Here is a 4029-nt window from a genome sequence, read left to right as displayed (position 1 = left end):
GGCGCACGCCGACGCCCACCGCTGGACGGAGGCCGTCCAGGAACGCATGCGTGCTCTCGTCCGGGCCCTGGAGGACCGGGCGGTACTCGACCCGCGCCCCGGGCGGACCGCGGACGAGGCGGCCACCGAAGCCGGCCGGTCCCTGCCCGCCCACGCCTCCCGGCTCCGCGCCGCCGCCCGGGTCTTCGACGACGTCACGTACGGAGGCCGCACGGCCGACGCCGCCGCGTACCAACGGCTGTGCGCGCTCGACCGCGACATCGAGACGGCCAAGCCCCTGCTCGCCGCCGGCGGCGGGGAGGCCGTCCGGTGACCGGAACCACCACCTCCGCCCCCGCGCCCGGGGCAGCCCCGACCACGACGTCGGTGTCCCGGACCCCCGGTCAGATCTGGCGACGTACCCGCGGGCTGCTTCTCGCGGCCCTTCTCCTCGTCGCCGCCGGAATCACCTTCGCCGCCCTCAGCTCCGGCGGTGACCACGGCCGCCTGGACCCCCGCTCTCCGGACCCGCACGGCAGCAGGGCCGTCGCCGAACTCCTGAAGGGCCGGGGCGTCACGGTCGACGTCGTCACGACCCTCGACGAGGCCACCGACGCGGCGGGACCCGATACGACGATCCTCGTCACCGGCCCCCAAGTACTCACCCCCCATCAGCGGCACGTGTTCCGGGAAGCCGTCGGTGACGCTTCCGGACGCACGGTGCTCGTCGCACCGGGCGGCCCCTCCGTCGGAGCCCTGGCCCCCGGCGTCCACGCCGAACCGCCAGGACCGGTGGGCCCGCGTCCGGCACGCTGCTCTCTTCCGGCCGCGCGTTCCGCGGGCACCTCCGACATGGGCGGCTTCCGCTACCGCACCGACGCACCCGGTGCCATCGCCTGCTACTCCGTCGACGGACTTCCCACCTACCTGCTCCTCCCCGAGCACGCGACGGGTGACACCGTGCTGCTCGGCTCCCCCGATCTCCTGTACAACGACCGTCTCGACCAGCAGGGCAACGCGTCGCTCGCCCTGCAGACGCTGGGTTCCCGTCCCCATCTCGTCTGGTACCTCCCCTCACTCACCGATCCGTCCGCCGAGGAAGACCCAGGCGGCGGAGAGAACCGTGACGGCGACGACGGTGCCGCGGCAGGCGAGAGCGGCTTCCTCGACCTCATCCCCTCCGGCTGGCTCTGGGGCACACTCCAACTCGCCTTCGCGGCCGTCCTCGCCGCCGTCTGGCGAGCCCGCCGCCTCGGCCCCCTGGTCGCCGAACGGCTCCCGGTGGTCATCAGGGCCTCCGAGTCCACCGAAGGCCGGGCCCGCCTCTACCGCAAGACCGACGCCCGTGACCGGGCCGCCGCAACTCTCCGCTCCGCCACACGCAACCGCCTCGCTCCCCTCGTCGGGGTGTCCCCGCGCGACGCCGACTCCCCCGACGTCCTGCTTCCCGCCGTCACCGCACACCTCGGCAGCCCGGGAAGCGGTGCCGCCGCTCTGCTCTTCGGTCCGGCTCCCGCCGACGACGCCGCACTTCTTCTCCTGACCGACCAACTCGACGCCCTCGAAAGAGAGGTACGCACTTCATGAGCGCCCCGATCCCGGAGCCCGCCGAGCATGTGGCGACCGCAGGGAGCCCGGCGGAAGCCGTCTTCTCCGACAAGGCCCGCGCCTCTCTCGAAGCCCTCCGCTCGGAGATCGCCAAGGCGGTGGTCGGCCAGGACTCGGCTGTGACAGGTCTCGTCGTCGCCCTGCTCTGCCGGGGCCACGTGCTGCTCGAGGGCGTCCCTGGCGTGGCCAAGACACTCCTGGTCCGTGCCCTTGCGGCTTCCCTCGAACTCGACACCAAGCGCGTCCAGTTCACGCCCGACCTGATGCCGAGCGATGTCACGGGCTCACTCGTCTACGACGCCCGTACCGCGGAGTTCTCCTTCCAGCCGGGGCCGGTGTTCACCAACCTCCTGCTCGCCGACGAGATCAACCGGACCCCGCCGAAGACACAGTCGTCCCTTCTGGAGGCCATGGAGGAACGTCAGGTCACGGTCGACGGTCTTCCCCGCGCCCTGCCCGACCCGTTCCTGGTCGCGGCGACCCAGAACCCTGTCGAGTACGAGGGCACCTACCCGCTCCCCGAAGCACAGTTGGACCGGTTCCTCCTCAAGCTCACGGTGCCCCTGCCGTCCCGTGAGGACGAGATCGACGTCCTCACCCGTCACGCCGGCGGGTTCAACCCCCGAGACCTCGACGCGGCCGGCATACGTCCTGTGGCCGGGCCCGCGGATCTGGAGGCCGCCCGGGCGGCGGTGGCCAGAACTCAGGTGTCCGCCGAGATCGCCGCCTACGTCGTCGATATCTGCCGTGCCACGCGTGATTCCCCCTCACTCACCCTCGGTGCTTCCCCCCGCGGGGCGACCGCTCTCCTGTCCACCGCCCGTGCCTGGGCCTGGCTCACCGGCCGGGACTACGTCACCCCGGACGACGTGAAGGCCCTGGCGCTACCCACGCTCCGTCATCGCGTCCAACTGCGCCCGGAAGCCGAGATGGAGGGAGTCACAGCCGACTCCGTCATCACCGCTGTCCTCGCTCACGTGCCCGTCCCCCGATGAGGCGGTGACCATGGCCCTCACCGGACGAACCGCACTCCTGGCCGCCTTGGGATCACTCCCTGTAGGCATCCTGGCTCCGAGCTGGACAGGCATGCTTGCGGTCAATGCGCCGCTCTCTTTGGCAATTCTGTGCGACTACGCCCTGGCAGCGCCAGTGCGTTCGCTCCGTTTCACCCGAACCGGTGATACATCCGTTCGACTCGGTGACACCGCGCAGGTGCAACTCACCGTGACCAATCCCTCGGGGCGTCGGCTTCGCGCTCATCTCCGCGACGCCTGGCCGCCCAGCAGTTGGTCGTCCGAGGCCGAACAGGCCGCATCCCACCACAGGTTCACCGTGCCCGCAGGAGAGCGGAGCCGGCTCACCACGTTCCTCCGGCCCACCAGGCGCGGGGACCGCCTGTCCGACCGGGTCACGGTCCGCTCGTTCGGCCCGTTGGGCCTCGCGGCCCGTCAGGGCCGTCATGACGTCCCGTGGACCGTCCGGGTGCTACCGCCTTTCACCAGCCGGAAGCACCTCCCGTCACGTCTCGCGAGGCTCCGCGAACTGGACGGCCGGACCAGTGTGCTCACCCGCGGGGAGGGCACCGAGTTCGACAGCCTGCGCGCCTATGTCCCCGGAGACGACACCCGTTCCATCGACTGGAGGGCCACCGCCCGCCAGACGGCGGTCGCGGTCCGGACGTGGCGTCCCGAAAGGGACCGCCACATCCTCGTCGTCCTGGACACCGGCCGTACGTCGGCCGGGCGGGTCGGTGACGCCCCGCGTCTGGACGCGGCCATGGACGCCACTCTGCTGCTCACCGCACTGGCCACCCGTGCGGGAGACCGTGTGCACCTCCTCGCCTACGACCGACGTATCCGTGCCCAGGTACGGGGCAGAGTCGCAGGAGGCGACGTCCTGTCGGCCGTCGTCGACGCCATGGCTCCGCTGGAGCCGGAGCTCGTGGAGACGGATGCCCGGGGCCTGAGCACGACGGCTCTGGCCCACGCGCCCCGGCGTTCTCTCATCGTGCTGCTGACGGGCCTGGACCCCGCGCCCGTGGAGGAGGGGCTGCTGCCGGTACTCCCCCAGCTCACCCGGCGCCACACGGTGCTGGTGGCCTCCGTCGCGGATCCCCACGTCGAACGCATGGCACGGAGCCGGGGATCGGTCGAAGCGGTGTATGAGGCCGCGGCCGGCACCCAGACCCGGGAACAGCGCCGCCGCACCGCCGACCAGCTCCGCCGCCATGGCGTCACCGTCGTCGACGCCACCCCGCACATGCTCGCACCGGCTCTGGCCGACGCCTATCTCGCTCTGAAAGCAGCGGGCCGACTCTGACGGCATCCCCGAAACAGCCCTCCCCTTACCGATCCCTGCCCCTGGCATAGGGCAGCAGGGCGGAGGGGACGGGCTGCTGCCCTCCCAGCGAGATGCCTCTCAAATTTCCCTGGAACGCAAAAA

Annotated in this window: 4 protein-coding genes; all 4 read left to right on the top strand. The window is 71.6% G+C overall.

The window, feature by feature from the left end:
* Positions 1-313, top strand: a 313-nt coding sequence (locus tag IH13_RS0118035) for a DUF4129 domain-containing protein (RefSeq protein ID WP_031085688.1), incomplete at its 5' end; no start/stop codon positions are given.
* On the top strand, positions 310-1566 hold the full coding sequence (locus IH13_RS0118030; RefSeq protein WP_031085686.1) for a DUF4350 domain-containing protein: 1257 nt from the start codon (positions 310-312) through the stop codon (positions 1564-1566). The genes IH13_RS0118035 and IH13_RS0118030, both read left to right, overlap by 4 nt.
* On the top strand, positions 1563-2582 hold the full coding sequence (locus IH13_RS0118025; protein ID WP_031085684.1) for an AAA family ATPase: 1020 nt from the start codon (positions 1563-1565) through the stop codon (positions 2580-2582). The genes IH13_RS0118030 and IH13_RS0118025 overlap by 4 nt, the downstream gene beginning before the upstream one ends.
* Before the next feature lie 10 nt (positions 2583-2592).
* The gene (locus IH13_RS0118020; RefSeq protein WP_031085683.1) at positions 2593-3906 is read left to right on the top strand and encodes a DUF58 domain-containing protein; all 1314 of its coding nucleotides are present in this window, start codon (positions 2593-2595) and stop codon (positions 3904-3906) included.
* Positions 3907-4029 lie beyond the last annotated feature (123 nt).

This window comes from Streptomyces sp. NRRL WC-3549, assembly GCF_000721935.1.
Classification (GTDB): Bacteria; Actinomycetota; Actinomycetes; order Streptomycetales; family Streptomycetaceae; genus Streptomyces.
The sequence above is the reverse complement of the archived record's forward strand: the minus strand, read 5'-3'. Positions and strand labels throughout refer to the sequence as shown.